Raw genomic sequence first — 17,914 nt, forward strand, 5'->3', positions numbered from 1 at the left:
TTTTGTTTTTATACTGTATTATGATAAATAAGTGCTTAACTTACCTTATCAGCCACCATTGGTTGATTAACCATTACTCACTTCTTCAAAGTCAGCGTCAATAATCTCTTCGTTTTTAGCACCATCATTAGCCGCATCACCTTGAGGCTGCTCTGCTTGTGATTTCGAAGCTTGCATTATTTTACTGTGCGCTTCTTGTAATGCTTTTTGTCGCATTTCTATCGCCGCTTTATCATTGCCATTAACGGCCATTTTTAATTGCTCAATTAATGTTTTAAGCTCGGCTTGTTGATCTTCACTCAAGCTAGTCATTGACGTTTGTACCGTGTGAATCAATTGATCGGCTTGGTTGCGTTGTTCAACTAACTCACGTTTTTGCTTATCTTCAGTAGCGTGCTTGTGGGCATCGTCGACCATGCGATTAACTTCATCTTCAGTTAAACCACTTGATGCCGTAATTTTAATACTCTGCTCTTTACCTGTTGCTTTATCTTTTGCTGAGACATTTAAAATACCATCTGCATCAATATCAAAAGTGACTTCAACTTGCACCGAGCCACGAGGGCCGGGGTTAATATCTGTTAAGTTAAATTGACCTAACGATTTATTATCTGTTGCCATTTCACGCTGACCTTGCAATACATGCACAGTTACCGCGGCTTGATTATCTTCGGCCGTAGAGAATGTTTCAGAAGCACGTGTTGGTATCGTAGTATTTTTATCAATAAGCTTAGTCATTACACCGCCTAAAGTTTCAATACCTAGTGATAATGGCGTTACATCAAGTAATAACACATCACCGACCGTTCCTGATAACACACCTGCTTGAATCGCTGCACCAATAGCCACTGCTTCATCTGGGTTAACATCTTTACGTGGCTCTTTACCAAAGAAGGTTTTAACTGCTTCTTGTACTTTTGGCATACGTGATTGACCACCTACCAAAATAATTTTATCAATATCACCTTTACTTAAACCAGCATCTTTGAGTGCTTGGTCACACGGAGCGATAGTCTTTTTCACTAAGTCATCAACCAAAGACTCTAATTTTGCTCGGGTAATTTGAACGTTTAAATGTTTAGGACCACTAGCATCAGCAGTGACATACGGTAAGTTCACGTCAGTTTGTAGTGCTGATGACAACTCTATTTTTGCTTTTTCAGCCGCTTCTTTAATACGCTGTAACGCTAATGGGTCTTGGTGAATATCAATACCGCTTTCTTTTTTAAATTCATCAGTAAGGTAGTTAATCAGGCGTAAATCAAAGTCTTCGCCACCTAAAAAGGTATCACCATTGGTTGCTAATACTTCGAATTGTTTTTCGCCATCTACATTAGAAATTTCAATAATTGAAATATCAAAGGTACCGCCACCTAAATCATAAACCACCACTTTCTGGTCAGCTTTGTTATTTTTATCAACGCCGTAGGCTAATGCCGCAGCTGTTGGTTCATTAATAATACGCTTGACATTAAGTCCAGCAATTTTACCGGCATCTTTGGTTGCTTGGCGTTGTGAATCATTAAAATAAGCGGGGACAGTAATAACCGCTTCGGTAACCGTTTCACCTAAATAGGCTTCAGCATCTTTTTTCAATTTACGTAAAATTTGCGCTGATACTTCTTGTGGTGATAATTTTTTACCATTAACTTCAACCCAAGCATCACCATTGTCTGCTTTGACAATTTTATAAGGGGCTAACTTAATGTCTTTTTGTACTTCTTTATCATCAAATTTACGACCAATTAAGCGTTTAATCGCAAATAATGTATTTTTAGAGTTGGTAACGGCTTGTCTTTTTGCCGGTTGGCCCGCTAATGTTTCCTCGTTTGCATAAGCAACAATTGACGGAGTGGTGCGGCTACCCTCTGCATTTTCAATAATTTTAGCAACGCCACCTTCCATAACGGCTACACATGAATTTGTTGTACCTAAATCTATACCAATAATCTTAGACATAATAATTACCTATTATTTATTAAAAAAAGTCTAATGCTTTATGGTCATTATCCAGCAAGCAGTTTGACCGTATAAACAAACTAACGTTGATGTTTTAAGGTTAGATGTTTGGTTAGTGGCGCTATAATAGCTAAGGTCATAAAATGCTTCTGTCACAAATATGACAGTATCGATCATTTTATAATTTTTATATTATCTAGGCTTTATAAGTTAAAAGTCAGCAGATTAACGTGAGGAATAGTCTGTAAATTTAAAAAGCAACATTGTCTTTTGCTCTATAGATACAAAGGGTAGAATAAAACTATTCGTGCCAGCTATCGCTTAAATACTACTCTTATGAATAAAGACGCTACTCATCTACCTCAAAAAGCTAGCCCAGTTTTAGTAAAGCAAGCTAATATTTTTGCAGATTTACCGGCGAAGTTAATTGAAGATTTTCAACAAGAATTTCAGCTTGATGAATGGTACAAAGGTGATTACTTTAATCCGGCCTTACTTACTCAGCGATTTTTTGTGGTGATTAGCGGTAGTTTAGAAATCAAACAAAGTAATCCAGAAACGGGAAGAGAAGCTACGTTAGATATGCTTTATGCGGGCGACTGTTTTGACTTAATGGTGCTGTTAGACGATCAACCACATGAGGTTATTGTTTCACCTTTAACAACGGTAAAGTTATTGTCAGTGAAACTTTCCACCATGCGGCATTGGTTGTGGACGTATCCAGAGTTTAACCAGCAATTTATGCCTTACTTAGCGAAAAAAATGCGTGAAAAAGAACAACAAGCCAGTAGCCTAGTTTTACACGATGTTACTACACGTTTAAGCCGTATTATTTTAGAACATATTAATAAAATTAAGTTTTATAACGGCACAATAGAAGCAGAGCATCAACATCATTTGGTTAACGGTTTAAACGATGAAACCTTAGCGCGGATGACTGGCTCAGTTAGGCAAGTGATAAATAAGCAGTTACAACACTGGAAAAAAGAAGGTACGCTTGATAAAAAACGTAATCAATTGATTATTAAAGATTTAGAGGCTTTAGTGAAAGAAGCTAAATATACAGAAACTTTACCTAACGCCCCTTTTTTTAAACCCTAAAGGCAAAAATATCAATAATTAATAGGGTAGCCGGTATTTTTATTGATGATATCAAGCTCTCTAGAACGTCTAATACCTTCCATAATATCGGCTAATATCTTTTCATACTTTGAATGGCTAGAAGAAAATGCGACATAGACTTTCATTGGCTTAGAGGCATTGCAGTATGTTTAAATTGGCGCCTTTAATAGGTGAGGGGCCAACACTCAGTTTTGTGCAAGGCCGTGCAGTGCAAGCAAGATAAACGCTTAAGAATCGATAAGCAGATTTTAATTTACCCAAGTGTTGATTACACAGGCCAGCAGCCTTCTTTTACTGAGAATGGTTCAGATTTTTTACTTGAGCAAGATAAAATAACTTGGTACTTTAATCAGTACTTTAAAGCGAGTGATAACCGTAAAACAGCATCACCTTTGTATGGTGAAATAAGTAAGACTTTACCTGAAACCTTAATTATTACCGCCGGATGCGACCCGTTAAGAGGTGAAGGTTTAGCTTATGCTAAAGCGCTAAAAGCGGTTGGGGTAGCGGTGCATCATCAGTTGGATGGGTTAACGCATGCCTATATGTTACTTGATGCATTGGTTGAAGAAGAGTGTCAGCAAACTTTTCAGCTGGTCGCTAATTTTATTAATAAATAGCTAAGCTTGCCACAGACTTCTGTGGCAAAAGCATTCATTATCGCAAGGTCTTGTTACCAGAGAGCAAGATCTCTTTATCATAATGTCAGTGATCCCATTACCGACGTTGTCAACACGTTTCATCTTCATCTTCATCTAGGTCATCATAATTTCAATATAGTTTCTTGTTTGGTAAAACACCGACAATAAATGGTTGAATACGTATTCATCTTCTTTGATATAGCGCTTTGTTTAAATTTAACGCAACCTGTCTTGGCTATTTAATAAGCAAATACAAACATTAATTTTACATTAGGAATAACAATAAAAATGAAAACTAAAGTAATAAAATCGTTATTAACAACAGGTATGGCATTAGGTATTGTTTGTCAGGTTCAAGCTGCTGCTCAACCGACTACTTTTGTTCATCTCTTTGAATGGAGCTGGCAAGATGTTGCCAAAGAATGTGAAGACTACTTAGGCCCTAAAGGTTATGCCGCAGTTCAAGTGTCACCACCTAATGAGCATATTCAAGGGGGACAATGGTGGACTCGATATCAACCGGTAAGCTATAAAATTGAGAGTCGAGGCGGTAACCGTGCCCAGTTTGTCGATATGGTGAATCGTTGCAAGGCTGTTGGCGTAGAAATATATGTTGATGCAGTTTTAAATCATATGGCATCTGGTAGTGGTACGGGTACTGCAGGGAGTAATTATGGTAACAAAAGCTTCCCAAATTATGGGCCACAAGACTTTCATGATACTTGTGCCATTACCGATTATAACAATCGTTGGCAAGTCCAAAACTGTGAACTAGTCGGCTTAACCGATCTTAATACCGGTGCTGCTTATGTACAAGAAACGCTCGTGGGTTATTTAAACGACCTGCAAGGCATTGGCGTTACAGGCTTTCGGTTTGACGCCTCTAAGCACATGTCATTAGGTGATATTCAAGGGGTATTATCGAGAGTTAATGGTTCGCCTTTGGTCTTTCAGGAAGTGATTGATCAAGGCGGGGAACCCATCACCTCCAGTGAATACCAAAGCACAGGTTTAGTAACCGAATTTAAATATACCACACAGCTAGGTAACACCTTCAAAAATGGCAGCCTAGCATCACTGAGTAGTTTTGGTGAAGCTTGGGGCTTTTTACCGAGTAGTTCCGCGGTAGTTTTTGTCGATAACCATGATAATCAACGTGGTCATGGTGGCGGTGGTAATGTGATTACTTTTGAAGATGGCCGTTTATACGACTTAGCGAATCTATTTATGTTGGCTTATCCGTATGGTTACCCAAAAGTTATGTCGAGCTATGACTTTCAGGGTGATACTGATGCGGGTGCTCCAAGTGTTCCGGTCCATAACAATGGTGATCTAGAATGCTTTGGCAGTAGTTGGAAGTGTGAGCATCGATGGTCATATATTGCTGGTGGTGTCGACTTTAGAAATAATACCGCAGATAACTGGAACACCACAAACTGGTGGGATAATGGCAATAACCAAATTGCTTTTGGTCGAGGTAGTTCGGGTTTTGTCGCAATTAATAAAGAAGATGTTAATTTAACGTCTACGCTAAATACACAAATGAGCGCAGGTAGTTATTGTAACGTTTTAAAAGGTCAATTATCTGCTGATGCTAAATCGTGTAGCGGTGAAACGATTACAGTAAACAACGGTGGAAGTATTAATGCCAATGTAGGTGTTTGGGATGCATTTGCCATTCATCAAGGCGCAAAAATTAATGGTGAAGTAACAGGCCCAGCAACATTGAAACGTACGGTGATATTTATTCAAGCACAAACGCAAAGTGGTCAAGATATGTTTATTCGCGGCGGCATTGATCATAACTACGCCAATAATAATCTTGGTAGAAATTGTCAAACCACTAATTTTGAGTGTGCAATGACTATTCGCCATAACAATTTAAAAAGCGCAACGACAACGCCATGGAAAACCAATGAAAGCTACTTAGATTGGTATGGCAGTGAAGCCGCTCAAAGTAGCACCGCTGAAGGAACTCCGCTTGATTGGACCACCAATGCTTGGCCTGCAGGTTGGGGAGCAAAGCGTACCGTTGCTAATGATGGTTATGGTGAAGAGCCGTTAAATATTTGGGGTCAACATTACTGGATGTTAGATGTTGATATGGATTGTAGTAAAGCGGTTAATAACAAGTTTGAAGTAAAAGCCTATGTTAAAAATGGTCAAGGTTGGGAAGGTGACATCAACCAAGCTAACACACCCTATGCATCGAGTAATCATTTTGCTGAATGTGGAAAAATCAACAAGTTTAACTTCAATAGTAATGCCGTAGAAATTCGAAGTTTTTAGAGTTTTGTCGCGTTTTTATGATGATTTTTAACTAAATAAGTGAGCAGGCTAGGCAAATTTTTTGTCTAGCCTTTACAACTTTAAAGCGATATTTATAGACGATTTATAAAACTTCTTTAGCGGCTCTAAAAGACTCTTGTGCAGCTGGCGCGCCACAATACACAGCGCTGTGCAGTAATACTTCTCTTATTTCCTCTTTAGTCGCGCCATTATTTAATGCACCACGAATATGCCCTTTAAGTTCTTGAGGAGCTCTTAGTGCTGCCAGCATAGCGATAGTGACTAAACTACGGGTTTTAAGATCTAATTCAGTTCGCTGCCAGGTTGCTCCCCAGCCATGATCGTTGATGTAGTCTTGCATAGGTTGACTAAAATCATCGGCATTATTAAGTGCGCGGTCAACAAATTCATCGCCCATTACTTGACGGCGAATTTTTTCACCTGCTGTTTTTTCGTTGTTAGCTAACATATATTATCCTGTTTTTTATTGGGCGGCCCAAGCACCGTCCATGGGAAGTGCCGAACCGGTTATACTACGCGCACTATTACTGCATAATAATAAAATAAATCCACCAATTTTACGAGGGTTAACCGTTGGTTAGGTTCCGCTTCGCCTCACTTTTAACCAATAATTAAAGTCTCTTAACGTGGTGTTAGCAGTACAAAGGATGTGAAGTTAAGTCATTCAAGCACAACAAAAAAAATTGGCTATTTGCTCCATCGTCGCCTATTTTGTCCACTTATGGCTGCGTTAGCTTACAATACAAAACTTGGCATTGATAAAATGGATTTTAAATGAAAATACCTTTGTTAATCTTTACTATTTTAAACACTATATCATTCACCGTAGATGCTAACGTTAGTGATGGTTTTAGTGAGTTAAACTCTGAAACTCCTGGTTGTGCTGTTGGTGTGGTGAAGACAGGTGAATTAGTTTATGAGCGCTATTTTGGGCAGGCAAACTTACGCTATCAAGTTCCAATAGATAAGAAAACCGTTTTTAATTTGGGGTCTATTACTAAACATTTTACTGCTGTTTTAGCGTTACAATTAGAGGTGAAAGGCCAACTATCTTTAAATGATTCATTGAAGAAATATTATCCCCAAGGCCCCCGTTGGTTTGAAAATATCAAGTTACGTCATTTAATTAATCACCAAAGTGGTCTGCCAGACTATTTAAATGATGAAAAAACTAGGGAGGAACTTGTAAAAAGGGTATCTACCATACCCCATGTACTTGAAGATCTAGTTGTAGGGAAGCCGATTGCACGTGATGTTACTCTAATGCACGTTCTTGATACTATGATGGCGTTATCTGCACCATCATTCAAACCGGGAGAAAATTCAAGTTACAGTAATACGGGTTATTTGTTTTTGGCTGATATACTTGAAAAAGCTAGTGGAATACCTTTTAGTGACTTAGCTAAAAAACAACTATTTAAACCACTTGGAATGTCTTCGACTGAACTTGTGAGTTCACAGACTATTGAAATTCCTTGGAGTGCTACGGGGTATAGTGTTGTAAATTGGCCTACATACAAATATCGACGTAATTCATCAAATCTAATTACCCAGGGCGATGGCGGAATTTTATCTACGCTTCCTGATTTTGCCAAATGGATAAGTCATTTAATGTCCCCTATTGATGACAAATTATTTTGGAGTACATTCTTGCATCCGATGAAGCCTGTTTCCAACATTGGAGGACTCTCCAGTTTCCAGAATACTGACGACAGTAAAGGTCATTTTATCAGTCAAATATTATCTTCTTTAAAGACCGTTTCTAAAATTGGAGGAGTACCATATAATAATGGGCTGTTCATTAGGAAGGTTAAAGGTGAGACAGTATATTCTCATAGAGGTTTATCAATTGACTCAATGGGGAGTTACTTTTGGCTTTCACCTAGTCATAATGTTGGGTATATTCAACTTTGTAACTTCAGCTTCGATAAACGGTCATCTGTAAACGAAATATTGCATACCTATGCTGATTAACAAGCTAACAAAAAATTAAACAAGGACAAAAAGCCGTTGGCTTTTACCCCTTGGTCGCTATTTTAACTAACCATTACTCCCCCTTAAATGGGCGTTATATTACAAGGTATTTCCATGCTCTTTTTGATTATTAAACTATTGATGTTAGCTCTTTCATATAAATTATACTTGATGAAAAAGGAACCTTATTTTTCAGCATTATTGTTTAGTATTCCCTTAGCTATTGTTGGTTTAATTATGGGACATACATTCATGGGGGTTTTTGTTGGCAGTGCCATTTTATTTGCCTTAGCTTTCGTTTGCTTCGTACTTATGTCTAAGTTACCAACAGGGATGCCCGAGTACAGTGTATTAGCTGTAACGGCAATTATTGTTGCATTTGTAATATAGCAAGGTATTCAAGCTGGGCTTTTAACCCTTGGCTAGCTTACGTTTAGCTTCACATTTTAGCTAACTAAACTTTACCCTTAATTGGGCATTTTTTTTACGGAGATTTATGTGAAAAGTTTACTTAAAAGTATTCAATATGGAATGTTAGATTTTATTGAGGGAGAAAATCAACCTGATTACACATCTGATAATGTTACTGATTGCATTACATTACTCTTAGAGTTTATGTCGTCAATGGGATCAGAAATTCAAACTGTTGATAGTACTAAAAATCATATTAAATATTTAATCTTATCTTTGAACGAATTAAACGATGACTGTGGTCAATGTTTAATAGAAACTGACCAACGTGAAGATATTTGTGATTTCATTCAAAAAGTAACAACTAAAGCCAATGTAGAATTTGAAGGTGATGTTACAGAAGAATGGCGAGAGTGGTAAAAATAGTAAGCGACTCAAGTAGAATACTATAGTTCATGGAGGATTTAGGTTGTTATTTCCAGTATTAGAAACTAATCGTTTAAGGTTAGATAAATTAACGACAGAAGATTCAAAGAGCTTATTTGATTTATTCTCAGACAATTCAGTTGTCAAATATTATGATCTGGACGCATTTACTGAACATTCACAAGCGAGTAATTTAATAGAATTCTTTAACGCCCGCTTTACAGAAAACTCTGGTATTCGTTGGGCTATACGCTTAAAAGAAACACATCAATTAATAGGGACTTGTGGGTTTAATACTTGGAGTCCTAAAATGAAAAATGCTGTGATAGGTTACGATTTGCTGCCTAAGTTCTGGGGCAGTGGTTACACAACAGAAGCTGTGCATAGAATTGTTAAATCAGCATTTTGTGGTGAGTTACCATGCGGAGCATTGAATCGCATTCAAGGTGTACGGTTCTGGGGAATCTAGCCTCAGAGTCTCTTTTACTCAACGTAGGCTTTAAAGAAGAGGGGATTCGCCGTCAAAGTGGATATTGGAAGAATCAGTTTCACGACCTTAAATGTTTTGGCTTAATAAAATCAGAGTATGGTGAAACATAAGCTATTAAATAGAATAAATAACCGTTGGCTATTTGCTTCTTCGGCGCTTATTTTAGTCAACAATTATGCGCCAGTTAATTGGGTGTTATATGCAGTGCAAGGATCTGAGTAGTGAAGCTGTTAAAAAATAAAATCAATAAACTAGCAGAAATGAGTGAAGCGTTTAATTGGAAAAACTGTAGTAAAAAGCATGAATCACTTGATCTGATTTTAGGGGAGCCTTTACCTACGTGGGATACATGGGTAAATGATATAGAAAATATTTTGAAACAAACAGTTAAGGCAAATTCAGAACCTTTTATTTATTTTAAAGCTGCAAATAATTCAAAGGTAACAGGTAATAATGAAGACAAATTTGAGTTTGCAAAAGACAATTATATTAAAACATTAAATGCATTAATTTCGTTAATAGATGAAGGCGATATATTTAATGAATTATTAGTTTCAGGGCCACCAAAAAAAACCAATAAACCCAAAGGTTCGACCGAAAAAACAAATGCAACTAACTCTCTAGTACCAAGTAATAATAAAGTACTTATTGTTTATGGGGATGACAATGCTTTAAAAATTGAATTAGCGCTATTTCTTACACAAATTGAAATTCAGCCAATTTTTTTGCACAGAGAAGTGGATGCTGAGCAAAGTCTCATTGAAAAACTCGAGGCCAACAGTGATGTATCTTATGCATTCATATTATTTACCCCTGATGAAGTTTCGTATACGATTGATCAATCTAGTGTTATAGATGCTGAGAGAAAAAAAGTTATTAGAGCCAAACCTAATGTCATTTTTGAGTTTGGTTATTTGGTCGCTAAGCTTGGGAGAAAAAATGTCTGTGTTCTTCATAAAGGCGATGTGGATATACCTGCTGATTTAAGCGGTTTTATATATAAAAAAGTTGATGATAATATCGATGATATTGGGCTGTTTTTAATTAATGAAATTAAAGCAGCTGGTTTTAAGCCTGAATTATAATAGTGTCTATGCAGTTACTTAAACGGCCACAAAACATTTGCTTCTCTTGTTCCTGTTATTATAAATAGTTATTTTTCCAAGCTTAATAAAGTGTTTTATGACAAAAAACCATGATTATAGATTACCCTAGAGAGCCAACGACCCAGTGCAATAAATGTGGTTTGAGATATAAAATATCTTATTCTGTTTGCCCCCATTGTGTTGGTAAAAACAAGGGACAAATTATTCGTGATATTCACATGACACACTCAAAACAAGCGAAAAAAATCTCCAGTACAGGTAGGCAGTTTTTTTATTTGGCAATTATTCTAGTTTGCTTCTTAATTGTGTTATTTTAGTTTGCTGTTAATCAAACTATAAGCCATTAAAGAGAGACCAAAAACAGTTTTCTGTTGCGCTCTCATATTTGGTAAATATCTACCATTTTAGTAAACCATTTTTGCCTCTAAACGGGGTGTCATATTTAAAGGTTCAACATGAGTGATTTAATTGTATTAATAACGGGTGCTAATAGAGGCATTGGTTTCGAATTAACAAAACAATATCTTATAAATGGGTGGACAGTAATTGCTACCTTTAGAAATGAAAAGGCATCGGCTGACTTAATAACATTGAAGGATAAGTTCTCTGAAAAATTACTCATTGAATTAATGGATATCACCTGTCCAGAAAATATTGAGAGGTTAGCAAATAAACTCAGTGAAGAAAGTATCAAAATAGATTTAATCATAAATAATGCTGGTTATTTAGATCAAGAAAATAAAAGTATTCATGACATTAATTATGCAAATGCTGAAATGAGTTTTAAAGTGAATTCGCTTGGCCCATTGTATTTAACTCATTGTTTTTTATCTTTGATGAAGAAAAATCGTCTATGTAAAATAGCTATAATTTCTTCTGTTATGGGATCCCTAACACGAGAAAGAAGTGTAGATTGGTATGGTTACCGAATGTCTAAGGCAGCAGCCAACATGCTAGCCGTGAATTTATCCAATGAACTTGTTAATGACAATGTCGCTGTGGTGGCTGTTCATCCTGGTTGGGTTCAAACAGATATGGGCGGTTCTTCTGCAAGAGAAAATGTTAAAGATTCGGCTCTTGGAATTATGAAAGTGATTCTACATTTATCTATTGATACCACTGGGAAATTTTATGATTTTAAGGGGGAGGAATTACCGTTTTAATAAGTTGTTAAATAGGAAAAATAAAAGGTTGTTTTTTCTCCTTGAATGCTATTTAGCTAATGATTTTGCCTATTAATAAGGCGCTACGACTCTAAAGGATATTTATGAAGCAAAGAATCATGGGGTTTGACCTTGCTAGAGCTTTAGCAATATTTGGAATGGTTATCGTTAATTTTAAAATTGCGATGAACTCTGAAACAGGTAACGATTTTTTATTGTGGTTTTCTGCGCTGTTTGAAGGAAGAGCATCTGCTCTTTTTGTTATCCTTGCAGGAATTGGTGTTACATTTTTAACCAATAAAGCTCGAAAGTCAGAAGATAGAGCGATCATATACAAGTGTCGATTATCGCTAATCAAAAGAGCTTTATTACTTATAATTATTGGGCTGATGTACACACCAATATGGGAAGCGGATATACTACACTTTTATGGCTTTTATTTTATGATTGCTGCGATTGTATTCATGGTGAGTAATCGCTTTTTGTTGATTGTATCTGCTTCGATTACCTTATCCTTTCCTATATTGATGTTGTTCTTTAATTATGACCAAAATTGGAATTGGTCTAGTTTAACATACATGAATTTATGGTCTTTCGATGGAATGATAAGGCATGTACTTTTTAATGGTTTTCATCCAGTATTCCCTTGGGCTAGCTTTCTTATATTTGGGATGTGGCTAGGGCGAGTCGATTTATCGCAAACCACGATCAGAAATCGATTACTTATATGGTCTCTTGTCACCTTAGTAACGACTGAGCTTATATTTTACTTCGCTCGCTTTTATATTGGAGATGGTGCCGAGTTTGGACTTACGCCAGAAGACATTACCGCGCTTTTTTCGATCTCTATTATACCGCCTTTTCCTCAATATATTATTTCTGCTGGCAGTTCTGCGTGTATAGTTTTGGTTGGCTGTTTATATTTTTCGGATAAGTTTAGAGAAAGTAATATAAATGTATGGTTATGCCAAACGGGTCAGTTGTCTTTAACTCTCTACGTTGCACATGTAATCTTAGGTATGGGAGCTCTTGATGGTCTTAATAGGCTAAATAATCAGACTATAGATTCATCTTTAATTAGTTCATTGATCTTTTGTGTTTGTGGCGTTGCTTTTAGTGTTTTTTGGCTTAAATATTTTAAAGCTGGACCGCTAGAATTTCTGTTTCGAAAGCTAACAAACGTTTAAAATGAAAAGTACAACAGACTATTCTTTCGTTCACATTTTAATTAACAATGATTTTATCTAAAGTTAGGCGGATGGGATTACGAAATTTACGTTGTATTTACCACTAATTATCACGAGTACCTTTTTATTTATATTTACTGTAGCGTTTCAAAGTTCACCGTTTTATCATTACTCAACGTTTAAAAAGTTCAATTCCACCTCAACAATATAGAGTTGAATTACATGAAATGGTAATTAACAAAACATTATTAGAAAATGAACCTCTAGATCGAAAATTAGGGTAAAGGCATTAATAAGCAATAAAAAGAGTATTGTTCCTTCGTATACTTTTATGGAAGCGGTAATGAGCAATTTTACGAGTTTTTCACGTTTTATGTATATGACTATTTACTCTCTTTTAGTTTTTATACTCGCTCATCAAGACCTTAAAAGCTAACAAACGATTGAAGTAGAATAAATAAAAGTTGGCTGTTTCCAATGGACACTTATGTTAACTAACAATTTTAACAACTTAGTAATATTTTGGATGTGATGAAGTATCTAATTGTTATGTACAACAGCGCTAGTTTTGTAGCTTCATTGTGGTGTCTTTCGGCAATAACGCCATTATTGCTTTTAGTGGGTAATGATATTTCTTGGATGTCGATAGTTGCGGTTGGTTTGATTATTCTTTATGGCTCTTCAATATCCTTATTTAGAAAAGAAAAAATAGCTCAAGGCTGTTGGTGTAAATCTGATGTTTTTGTATATATTATTGTTCCAACGTGTCTATTTACCTATGTTACTTGTATGATGCTATCTAGTGTAAACGTCTAAGTTACTCGACATCTAAAGAGTGGCTGACCTTGTGTTTAACTTACCATTTTATTCAACCATCCTTAACTTTTGATGAGGTGTTATATTGTAGATGAGCATTGGATATCTCATTGAATTTATGATTTATGACTCAATTTTAAACCTAAACAGTGTTATCAAATAGAGTTAACTTTAAAAGGATTTATTAAAGTGCCACATACCTTCGAATCAAAAAATGTAAAAGCAAAGTTATCAATCTCCTTAAATAAACTCGTGTTATTGACTTTTCTAGTGGTGATTGCCTATTTTGGCTATGAAAAATATGCTTTACATAACGCTGAGCAAACACAAGCATCCGTTTTTATTTTAACTCCTCAAGTCAATGATATTTACTTTTTAGACATTAGGTTGATTAATAATAAATTGAATCCTAAGCATAAATATAGATTAGCTAAAGTGGTAAGTGTTAGCGGCAGTAATGTGGCTATTGTTTATGGAAGGGTTTTCTATCAATGGCAGAATGCAGTGGTAAATAGCATTAAGTATGATGATTTAAATAATAATAATTATTTTGAGCTAATACCCGATTACATTCCTTTTAGTTTAATTAAAGAAATGAGGGCTAATGAGGCTATTTATCTCGTTAAACGACCTATTCGAAATAAACTTTATGGTAAATTTGTAAATTAAGATGTTTAATGAATCTGCCTAGTTGGTTTTAGCTCAATACTGCTGTTGTTATTTCACATGCTAACATTCACTAAAAGTACAAATAAGGCTTTCTCTTATTATAAATCAGCATAAAAATCGGCTTCCCTAATAATATTGCTGACTTTTGCAAATATAATAGTGGGAGCTTCTAAGGTCTCTACTTAAATGACAGGATCTTACTGCCTGTTTTATTGGACCTAATAGATATACAGGTTAATTTTATCAGTAAGTAGGGTTCGACAATTACGTTTTAATATTATGCATTTAGATTAACTTCTCAATTGTTCTGCTTTTATCAATTGGATTTTAATATATTTATGACTATCTCAAAGGTTAACAACGCATCAGCGGCATTAAATAAGATGATGTTATCGGTATTGTCAATGTTATCGGTATTGTCAATGTTATCGATATTACTGTTAGCTCTAGCACTACCGATATTTTCAACCCTTATTGTATTTATATCAGGTCTTGGTTCAATATTTTTAGATGATGTACATACTATTGAACAGCTGAGCATGAATCTAGGCTTTAATTTTACAACATCAATAGTTTCAGTATTTTTAATGCTACCCCTTCTTCAGTATTATCTTTCCGCAAAAAATAAAGAAAATATAGTTAACCGATTAGCTTTAAAATCTATAACGTTAACACGACTAATAATGACCTTATTAGCCGTGTTAACCTTCTCATTATTTGAATATTTTATATTTCGTCTGGGTATTTTTGAAACGCCAAGCTTTATGCTCGACTTTTTAGAATCAATAGATACAGGACTTGAAATTACATTACTTATTTTAACAGTTGGAATCGTAGGTCCTTTTTTTGAAGAAATTATTTTTAGGGGGATCGCCTTCTATAAGTTAGAACAAATTTCGCTAAACCCAACGTTCATCATTCTCATTACCAGTTTAGCGTTTACCTTGATACATTCTCAATACGAACAAATAGAGGTATTTATTTTACTCTTCTTATCTTCGTGCTTATTAGGATTGATTAGATATGTAAGTGGGAATTTATGGTATTGCATTTTTGGTCACATGGTCATGAATATTATAGTGGTTGCAGAAAATTTTTTATAAAAGACTAAAACAACTTCCTCATCCTATAATCATAAAGCGTTTTTAAGCTATTCTATAATGTCTGTTACCTTTAAGGGTAATGTCATTAGGGGCAGGATAGCTCTTCCAACAAAATGTTAGTAATAACACCTAAGCATCAACGGCAATTTTTAACGAGCTGACCACCTAAAATCAATTGATACTATCAAAGGTAGCATTAATAATGTAAGGGTGAATGACAGCTATGGTCGCTTAGCTGTTTGTCAGGGGAAAGGTAATTCTACATATTCTGAATGCTGCAAACCGTCCAAAAAATTAATGATGTTCACATTTGCAAGGTGGATGAAACCAAAAATTAAAAAAATTTAATTGATAAAATTTTACTGTTGGTAGCTCTAAGCAGAAACGATTGAATTAAAGCTCAAACAACTAGTTGATATATTTTTATCACCTTGGTTTAGCACAGCCGATTCATTTTCTTTGTATAAAATTGAAAGTTCCGTTAATTCACCTTTGTTTTTTCTGAGAGTTCAGTAAAATAGTGAATCTTTAACAATTCTGCAAAGGTTAGTGATGAAACGCGTTGTTTTATATATTTCAGATAAATGTCCCCATTCTCGTGAAGCTCAAAAATACTTGGATAATAATGGCATAAAATACAGATTAACCAATGCGAAAATGCAGCGCGGTAGAAAAGAGCTTGACGCTATAGGAGCTAGCTCTTTGCCCGCCCTTAAAATTGGTAATGAAGTCATGATTGGCTGGAATCTAAAAAACTTTAAGAAACTCTATGCCGAAGATTAACAAGCTCAATTATCTCATTAGATAACTGAGCAACCAACGAGCACAGAATGCTTGATTACTCTATTTCTAATGGATAAAAAGATAGAAAAGTAGGGCATCATATAATCTTTCCCTGAGCATTATTATAATTAATGATCACTTTTTGCGTATTACTGAGCAACGAATAGCACCCAATAGGTGTGGTGATCCATTACCGCATACGCACTAAAATTAATCGCTGAAGATTACTTAATACGTTGTGCTTATTTGCACCGCAACCAGGTTAATGCTGATAAAATTTTGCCCAGTGTACTTATCTTGACCGCAAAAAAAACACGCTAAAAGGCATCGACAGTTGATATTTGTAGCCGAGCTAAAAATCTCTAGTTGGCTACTTTATAGCTCTCCTTATTTTCTTTTTTTTCTTGTGCTATTTGTTCTGTTCGTTTTATTTGTTTTATTTGTTTTACTTACCTTTTTTTTGACTTCTTTAGGTAATTTTGAAAACTCTTTATGAAAAGGCTGCTCTGTAACAACAGGAATGACTTGTCCTATGCTATTTTCGATATTAATTAATTGCCTCATATCATTTTCTACAGCAAATGAAATGGCCATTCCACTTTTACCGGCCCGAGCAGTTCGACCTATGCGATGTATGTAATTTCTTGGATCTTCAGGGAGGTTATAGTTAATAACTAAAGTAATATTATTAACATCAATTCCGCGAGCAGCAACATCAGTGGCAACTAATACTCTTAGATTAGAATCTTTAAAGTTTTGTAGCGCTTCCTCTCTAACGGCTTGTGTTTTACTACTATGAAGGCTAGCGGCTGTTATTGATGCTTTTTCTAATGCTTTAACAATGATGTCGGCGCCATACTTTGTTTTACAAAAGATAAGCACTTTTTCAAATTCAGGTTTTTGCAATATATTAAAGAGTAAAGGTACTTTATTCGCTTTATCAAGATGGTATACGCTTTGATTAACCAAATCGATAGTGACCGTTTCAGCCGCAACTTGAATTTTTATTGGATCTGTTAATATTGCTTCTGCCAGTATTTCTATTTCAGCGGGCATAGTCGCTGAAAACAATAGTGTTTGTCGCTTCTTTGGCAGTTTAGATATTATGGTTTGAACATCTTTAAAAAACCCCATATCAAGCATAGTATCTGCTTCATCTAAGACAAATATTTCTAACGCCTTAAAATTTATATCACCCGTTTCAATTAAATCTAATAATCGTCCAGGGGTTGCCACTAAAATATCAAGTCCAAGCGCGATCGAGTCAACTTGAGCTTGTCTTCCGACACCACCATAAACAACCTTAGTTTTAAGTCCTAAGCCCTCAGAGTAGTCATCAATATTTTGCATTATTTGCGAGGCAAGCTCTCTCGTTGGCGTTAGTATTAGCGAACGCGTGCTCTTCGCTTGGATATCTATTTTATTCCGACCAAAATTATTGATAATAGGCAGTGAAAAAGCCGCCGTCTTTCCTGTTCCCGTTTGCGCTATACCAAGAAGATCATTCCCATCAATAAGAGCCGGGATACATTCTTTTTGGATCGGTGTAGGCTGTTTATAGCCTTTAAGAGTAACGCGATCAATAATTGACTCTAAAAGTGAAAATTCTTTAAATTCTGACATGCTGCCTCGGTGTCCTTTAATCAATAGCCGACTATTCTAACAGAATGCTTGAATATATTTAAGACGTATTAAGATGGCTTTTTTTGACGAGTCCCCACAAAAGATCTCATTAAAACTATAGTTAAGTAACT

17 protein-coding genes and 1 pseudogene are annotated in these 17,914 nt (G+C 35.6%); 14 read left to right on the forward strand and 4 right to left on the reverse strand.

Going from position 1 to position 17,914, the window contains the following annotated elements:
• Positions 1 to 66 precede the first annotated feature (66 nt).
• Positions 67 to 1,959, reverse strand: coding sequence for a molecular chaperone DnaK (gene dnaK, locus H4J67_RS02950; RefSeq protein ID WP_182202843.1), 1,893 nt, complete (start codon positions 1,957 to 1,959; stop codon positions 67 to 69).
• A 336-nt stretch (positions 1,960 to 2,295) separates the two neighbouring features.
• Here dnaK and H4J67_RS02955 point away from each other — a divergent pair, with 336 nt between their 5' ends.
• Positions 2,296 to 3,060 (forward strand): Crp/Fnr family transcriptional regulator, encoded by a 765-nt coding sequence (locus H4J67_RS02955; RefSeq protein WP_070374211.1) that lies wholly within the window; start codon positions 2,296 to 2,298, stop codon positions 3,058 to 3,060.
• An 11-nt stretch (positions 3,061 to 3,071) separates the two neighbouring features.
• Here H4J67_RS02955 and H4J67_RS20435 read toward each other — a convergent pair whose 3' ends face one another.
• Entirely contained in the window at positions 3,072 to 3,206 is a 135-nt protein-coding gene (locus H4J67_RS20435; protein ID WP_259368465.1) for a hypothetical protein, read from the reverse strand.
• A 78-nt stretch (positions 3,207 to 3,284) separates the two neighbouring features.
• Here H4J67_RS20435 and H4J67_RS02960 point away from each other — a divergent pair, with 78 nt between their 5' ends.
• Both H4J67_RS02960 and H4J67_RS02965 read left to right on the forward strand, forming a co-directional pair.
• The gene (locus H4J67_RS02960; RefSeq protein ID WP_310650688.1) at positions 3,285 to 3,701 is read left to right on the forward strand and encodes an alpha/beta hydrolase fold domain-containing protein; all 417 of its coding nucleotides are present in this window, start codon (positions 3,285 to 3,287) and stop codon (positions 3,699 to 3,701) included.
• 309 nt (positions 3,702 to 4,010) lie between these two features.
• Positions 4,011 to 6,011: an alpha-amylase family protein gene (locus H4J67_RS02965; protein WP_182176628.1), complete on the forward strand. Its 2,001-nt coding sequence runs from the start codon at positions 4,011 to 4,013 to the stop codon at positions 6,009 to 6,011.
• Positions 6,012 to 6,114: 103 nt separating this feature from the next.
• On the opposite strand, the gene H4J67_RS02970 is transcribed toward H4J67_RS02965, so the two are convergent.
• Entirely contained in the window at positions 6,115 to 6,480 is a 366-nt protein-coding gene (locus H4J67_RS02970; RefSeq protein WP_182202845.1) for a carboxymuconolactone decarboxylase family protein, read from the reverse strand.
• Positions 6,481 to 6,806: 326 nt separating this feature from the next.
• Here H4J67_RS02970 and H4J67_RS02975 point away from each other — a divergent pair, with 326 nt between their 5' ends.
• The 11 genes and pseudogenes from H4J67_RS02975 to H4J67_RS03025 all read left to right on the forward strand — a co-directional run bounded on the left by H4J67_RS02975 (position 6,807) and on the right by H4J67_RS03025 (position 16,160).
• Positions 6,807 to 8,006 carry a serine hydrolase gene (locus H4J67_RS02975; RefSeq protein WP_182202847.1) on the forward strand — a complete coding sequence of 400 codons (1,200 nt, stop codon included), beginning with the start codon at positions 6,807 to 6,809 and terminating at the stop codon, positions 8,004 to 8,006.
• A gap of 114 nt (positions 8,007 to 8,120) precedes the next feature.
• Positions 8,121 to 8,396: a hypothetical protein gene (locus H4J67_RS02980; protein ID WP_070374206.1), complete on the forward strand. Its 276-nt coding sequence runs from the start codon at positions 8,121 to 8,123 to the stop codon at positions 8,394 to 8,396.
• Positions 8,397 to 8,504: 108 nt separating this feature from the next.
• Positions 8,505 to 8,837 (forward strand): hypothetical protein, encoded by a 333-nt coding sequence (locus H4J67_RS02985; RefSeq protein ID WP_070374205.1) that lies wholly within the window; start codon positions 8,505 to 8,507, stop codon positions 8,835 to 8,837.
• A 49-nt stretch (positions 8,838 to 8,886) separates the two neighbouring features.
• Positions 8,887 to 9,443: pseudogene (locus H4J67_RS02990) on the forward strand (GNAT family N-acetyltransferase).
• 111 nt (positions 9,444 to 9,554) lie between these two features.
• The gene (locus H4J67_RS02995) at positions 9,555 to 10,418 is read left to right on the forward strand and encodes a TIR domain-containing protein (RefSeq protein WP_182176632.1); all 864 of its coding nucleotides are present in this window, start codon (positions 9,555 to 9,557) and stop codon (positions 10,416 to 10,418) included.
• Positions 10,419 to 10,894: 476 nt separating this feature from the next.
• Entirely contained in the window at positions 10,895 to 11,602 is a 708-nt protein-coding gene (locus tag H4J67_RS03000) for an SDR family oxidoreductase (RefSeq protein ID WP_182176633.1), read from the forward strand.
• Positions 11,603 to 11,706: 104 nt separating this feature from the next.
• Entirely contained in the window at positions 11,707 to 12,789 is a 1,083-nt protein-coding gene (locus tag H4J67_RS03005) for a DUF418 domain-containing protein (RefSeq protein ID WP_182176634.1), read from the forward strand.
• 531 nt (positions 12,790 to 13,320) lie between these two features.
• Positions 13,321 to 13,605: a hypothetical protein gene (locus H4J67_RS03010; protein WP_182176635.1), complete on the forward strand. Its 285-nt coding sequence runs from the start codon at positions 13,321 to 13,323 to the stop codon at positions 13,603 to 13,605.
• A 189-nt stretch (positions 13,606 to 13,794) separates the two neighbouring features.
• Positions 13,795 to 14,274, forward strand: coding sequence for a hypothetical protein (locus tag H4J67_RS03015; protein WP_182176636.1), 480 nt, complete (start codon positions 13,795 to 13,797; stop codon positions 14,272 to 14,274).
• A gap of 338 nt (positions 14,275 to 14,612) precedes the next feature.
• Positions 14,613 to 15,377 carry a CPBP family intramembrane glutamic endopeptidase gene (locus tag H4J67_RS03020; RefSeq protein ID WP_182202848.1) on the forward strand — a complete coding sequence of 255 codons (765 nt, stop codon included), beginning with the start codon at positions 14,613 to 14,615 and terminating at the stop codon, positions 15,375 to 15,377.
• A gap of 552 nt (positions 15,378 to 15,929) precedes the next feature.
• The gene (locus tag H4J67_RS03025; RefSeq protein WP_070374193.1) at positions 15,930 to 16,160 is read left to right on the forward strand and encodes a glutaredoxin family protein; all 231 of its coding nucleotides are present in this window, start codon (positions 15,930 to 15,932) and stop codon (positions 16,158 to 16,160) included.
• Positions 16,161 to 16,547: 387 nt separating this feature from the next.
• On the opposite strand, the gene H4J67_RS03030 is transcribed toward H4J67_RS03025, so the two are convergent.
• The gene (locus tag H4J67_RS03030) at positions 16,548 to 17,783 is read right to left on the reverse strand and encodes a DEAD/DEAH box helicase (protein ID WP_182176638.1); all 1,236 of its coding nucleotides are present in this window, start codon (positions 17,781 to 17,783) and stop codon (positions 16,548 to 16,550) included.
• Positions 17,784 to 17,914: the final 131 nt, after the last annotated feature.

Origin of the sequence: Colwellia sp. BRX10-4, assembly GCF_014077465.1 — a bacterium.
Taxonomy (GTDB): domain Bacteria; phylum Pseudomonadota; class Gammaproteobacteria; order Enterobacterales; family Alteromonadaceae; genus Colwellia_A.

What these genes read in the sequence shown, in the direction of transcription:
- H4J67_RS02965 (WP_182176628.1), top strand. Translation starts at nt 4,011, where the DNA reads ATGAAAACTAAAGTAATAAAATCGTTATTAACAACAGGTATGGCATTA.
- H4J67_RS03010 (WP_182176635.1), top strand. Translation starts at nt 13,321, where the DNA reads ATGAAGTATCTAATTGTTATGTACAACAGCGCTAGTTTTGTAGCTTCA.
- H4J67_RS03020 (WP_182202848.1), top strand. Translation starts at nt 14,613, where the DNA reads ATGACTATCTCAAAGGTTAACAACGCATCAGCGGCATTAAATAAGATG.
- H4J67_RS03030 (WP_182176638.1), bottom strand. Translation starts at nt 17,783, where the DNA reads ATGTCAGAATTTAAAGAATTTTCACTTTTAGAGTCAATTATTGATCGC.
- H4J67_RS02970 (WP_182202845.1), bottom strand. Translation starts at nt 6,480, where the DNA reads ATGTTAGCTAACAACGAAAAAACAGCAGGTGAAAAAATTCGCCGTCAA.
- H4J67_RS03005 (WP_182176634.1), top strand. Translation starts at nt 11,707, where the DNA reads ATGAAGCAAAGAATCATGGGGTTTGACCTTGCTAGAGCTTTAGCAATA.
- H4J67_RS02975 (WP_182202847.1), top strand. Translation starts at nt 6,807, where the DNA reads ATGAAAATACCTTTGTTAATCTTTACTATTTTAAACACTATATCATTC.
- dnaK (WP_182202843.1), bottom strand. Translation starts at nt 1,959, where the DNA reads ATGTCTAAGATTATTGGTATAGATTTAGGTACAACAAATTCATGTGTA.
- H4J67_RS02980 (WP_070374206.1), top strand. Translation starts at nt 8,121, where the DNA reads ATGCTCTTTTTGATTATTAAACTATTGATGTTAGCTCTTTCATATAAA.
- H4J67_RS20435 (WP_259368465.1), bottom strand. Translation starts at nt 3,206, where the DNA reads ATGAAAGTCTATGTCGCATTTTCTTCTAGCCATTCAAAGTATGAAAAG.
- H4J67_RS03025 (WP_070374193.1), top strand. Translation starts at nt 15,930, where the DNA reads ATGAAACGCGTTGTTTTATATATTTCAGATAAATGTCCCCATTCTCGT.
- H4J67_RS02955 (WP_070374211.1), top strand. Translation starts at nt 2,296, where the DNA reads ATGAATAAAGACGCTACTCATCTACCTCAAAAAGCTAGCCCAGTTTTA.
- H4J67_RS03000 (WP_182176633.1), top strand. Translation starts at nt 10,895, where the DNA reads ATGAGTGATTTAATTGTATTAATAACGGGTGCTAATAGAGGCATTGGT.